The following is a 2,662-nucleotide window of genomic DNA, read 5'->3' on the forward strand; positions in this document are numbered from 1 at the left end:
CGAGTGCCCACACAGATGATTGCTTTATATTGTTAAAGAACGTTTTGAGTCGCTTTAGCGTCTCAAGGGATGCGAATAATACACCCTTTATTTTTCGAGTCAACACTTTGTTTTAAACTTTCTTTCGACAATTTAAAACCGAAGTTTTATTTAACTCTCTGAGTAGTTCGTGCCTTGCTATGCTTCAGCGTTTCCCGTCTCAGTGGGGTCGCATTATAGGGAGAACAGATTTTTACGCAAGTACTTTTTTAAAGAAAAAGTAAAAAAAGATGCTGTTCGGTCAGTATCTGAACTAAACCCCCTAAAACTGATAGTTTTGTAACCAAACGGTGCCTGTTATGGTACAAAAAAGACCTTGCTGATACACTCAAAGCTAATAACTATTATCTAAAAGGTACTAAATATGGCAATCCGTTCTTATAAAGGTGTAACTCCTTCGTTTAATTCGTCTGTTTATATTGATGAGTCATCAGTTTTGGTTGGTGATATTACTTTAGGTGATAATAGTAGTGTTTGGCCTTTAGTAGCAGCCCGAGGCGATGTTAACTATATACGTATTGGTAAACGCTCCAATATACAAGATGGCAGTGTATTGCATTTATCTCGTGCAACTAAAAGCAATCCAGATGGTTATCCACTTATTATAGGTGACGATGTAACTGTAGGTCATAAGGTAATGCTGCACGGATGTATATTAGGAAACCGTATACTTGTAGGTATGGGCGCTATTATTATGGATAACGTGGTTGTTGAAGATGATGTAATTATAGGTGGCGGCTCTTTGGTACCACCAAACAAACGCTTAGAGTCTGGTTACTTATATGTAGGGAGCCCGGCTAAGCAAGCCCGCCCTCTAACGGAGCAAGAACTTGCCTTTTTAAAAATATCTGCCGATAACTATGTATCACTTAAAGATGAGTACTTAGCTGAAATAGCTAATTTAAGTTAATAAACTTACTTCAATTTGGCCTGCCGAGTTATAGCTCTCTTCTTCGATAAGCTCCTCGGCACGTTCTTCGTAATCAAAACGATACTTTTCAAAATACTCTGTTGCGTGACTTTCGTCTGTTAGTTTAAGTGTATTTACTTCTATTACACACTCCACCAGCATGCCACTAACTTGTGCAAAAAATACTAGCTGATGATCGGGCTCTCTAAACTCTAGCCTATCTATAAATTGTATTGCCTGATTCATTTAAGCGTTCCTTGTTTGAGCGCATCAACGACGGGAAGTATTTTTGGCATTTTATTACGCCATACATAATATGCTTGAGCAGCTTGACCAACTAACATGCCACTGCCATCTAAAAGCTTAGCGTTAATATTATGCTGTGCAACCCAATTCATAAAAATGGTATTTTGCAGTGAATAAAACATGTCATAAGCGACTTCACAGTTAGTTATGTGTTTTTTATCAAGTGCTGGAAGTTCGTTATTCATACTGCTAGAGGTAGAGTTTATAATTAGTGAGTAATCGCTTACTGGTAAATCATCAAAACCAAAGCCAGATACTGGTCCATATTGGGTAAACAGCTCTGCGAGTTCTTTGGCTTTTTGTGCTGTGCGATTAACTATTATTATTTCCTGAGGGTTATGCTCTAACAAAGGTAAAATAACCCCTCGAGCAGCACCGCCCGCACCTATGATTAAAATGCGTTTATTAGTTATGGCTACTTCATTAGCGAGTAAATCATTTACAAAGCCCACACCATCGGTGTTATCACCGAGTAATGAGCCATTATCTCGTTTTTTTAGTGTATTAACAGCCCCTACTATTTTGGCTAATGGGGTAAGCTCATCAGCCATTGCATAAGCTTGCTCTTTAAATGGCATTGTAACATTAGCACCCACACCGCCTTGCTCAAAAAAAGACAATACTGTTTTTTCAAAGTTATCGATAGGTGCTAATATTGCGCGATAGTCGATTTGCTCACCCAGTGATACAGCAAATTGTTTATGTATCGCGGGGGATTTTGAATGTTTAATTGGATTTCCAAAAACCGCATATTTGTCCATTTTAAAGCAACCTCTTTGCAGCTATAAACTGCCTATTAACAATGATAAGTAATATGATTAAACGACTTTTTTCTAAATCTAAGCCGGCTCCCGAGCAACAGGCTCCTACTCCTGAAAAAACACCGTATGAAATAATAGGTGGAGAGAAAGGGGCGCGAGCTATCTCCAATCGATTCTACGACATAATGGAGTCAGATGAATACGCTAAACCGTTATATGATATGCATCCTCTGCCATTAGATCGAATTCGCCAAGTATTTTTTGAATTTTTATCTGGTTGGTTAGGCGGGCCAAACCTATTTACTGAAAAACATGGCCAGCCAATGCTACGTAAAAGACATATGCCTTTTACTGTAGATAAAGCATTGCGCGATCAGTGGATGTACTGCATGAATAAAACGCTGGATATAGAAATAGACAATCCGTTGTTACGTGAAGGCTTAAAGCAATCATTCTCTCAACTAGCAACGCACATGATCAATCAGCATTAAATTTATATTTAGCCATAATGCAAAAAGGCGCTAATTAGCTGTCTCTTATACACAAATCCCTGCTAAGAAATTAGCGGGGATTTTTTTGAACTAAATCTCAATGTCATGATCAGATCTTCAAATCTTGTTTGAGGGCACATTATGATTAACGAACA

At 38.2% G+C, this 2,662-nt stretch carries 4 protein-coding genes; 2 read left to right on the forward strand and 2 right to left on the reverse strand.

Going from position 1 to position 2,662, the window contains the following annotated elements; translation table 11 throughout:
- Positions 1–403 precede the first annotated feature (403 nt).
- Positions 404–949 carry a gamma carbonic anhydrase family protein gene (locus tag H5159_RS20640; protein ID WP_002959868.1) on the forward strand — a complete coding sequence of 182 codons (546 nt, stop codon included), beginning with the start codon at positions 404–406 and terminating at the stop codon, positions 947–949.
- Here the strand turns inward: H5159_RS20640 and H5159_RS20645 are convergent.
- Entirely contained in the window at positions 941–1,195 is a 255-nt protein-coding gene (locus tag H5159_RS20645) for a DUF1488 family protein (protein ID WP_004335144.1), read from the reverse strand. The genes H5159_RS20640 and H5159_RS20645 overlap by 9 nt on opposite strands.
- On the reverse strand, positions 1,192–2,016 hold the full coding sequence (gene aroE, locus H5159_RS20650) for a shikimate dehydrogenase (protein WP_154904294.1): 825 nt from the start codon (positions 2,014–2,016) through the stop codon (positions 1,192–1,194). The genes H5159_RS20645 and aroE overlap by 4 nt, the downstream gene beginning before the upstream one ends.
- Positions 2,017–2,069: 53 nt before the next feature.
- Between aroE and H5159_RS20655 the strand changes: the two genes are divergently transcribed.
- On the forward strand, positions 2,070–2,507 hold the full coding sequence (locus tag H5159_RS20655) for a group II truncated hemoglobin (RefSeq protein ID WP_004335148.1): 438 nt from the start codon (positions 2,070–2,072) through the stop codon (positions 2,505–2,507).
- Positions 2,508–2,662: the final 155 nt, after the last annotated feature.

The organism is Pseudoalteromonas sp. SG43-1, assembly GCF_014164415.1.
In the GTDB taxonomy this organism is placed as follows: domain Bacteria; phylum Pseudomonadota; class Gammaproteobacteria; order Enterobacterales; family Alteromonadaceae; genus Pseudoalteromonas; species Pseudoalteromonas distincta.

Coding starts and splice junctions, on each gene's coding strand:
- H5159_RS20640 (WP_002959868.1), top strand. CDS start 404: ATGGCAATCCGTTCTTATAAAGGTGTAACTCCTTCGTTTAATTCGTCT.
- H5159_RS20645 (WP_004335144.1), bottom strand. CDS start 1,195: ATGAATCAGGCAATACAATTTATAGATAGGCTAGAGTTTAGAGAGCCC.
- aroE (WP_154904294.1), bottom strand. CDS start 2,016: ATGGACAAATATGCGGTTTTTGGAAATCCAATTAAACATTCAAAATCC.
- H5159_RS20655 (WP_004335148.1), top strand. CDS start 2,070: ATGATTAAACGACTTTTTTCTAAATCTAAGCCGGCTCCCGAGCAACAG.